Genomic DNA, 228 nt, shown 5'->3' on the forward strand with positions numbered 1-228 from the left:
GAGCGCAGCCGCGAGCAGCTCGGCGACGAGGGTCGGGGCGGCGCGGTCGGCCGCCTCCACACGCTGCCGCAGGGCGCGGTGCCCGGACAGCACCTCGGCCGCGACCCGATGGGTGGCGACCCTGCGCGCGAGCGTCAGCTCCCCGAGGAGCGTGTCGGCGAGGATGGTTTGCGCCGGCTCCACGTTCACGACGCTGTCGCGCGTCTAGGCGAGGACGAGGCCGCGGGC

At 76.8% G+C, this 228-nt stretch carries 1 protein-coding gene; it reads right to left on the reverse strand.

What is annotated here, in order from left to right:
• On the reverse strand, positions 1 to 183 hold a 183-nt coding region (locus ACPYOG_RS21310; RefSeq protein ID WP_481296017.1), incomplete at its 3' end, for a hypothetical protein.
• Positions 184 to 228: the final 45 nt, after the last annotated feature.

Source organism: Leifsonia sp. HAY1-4F (assembly GCF_056755275.1).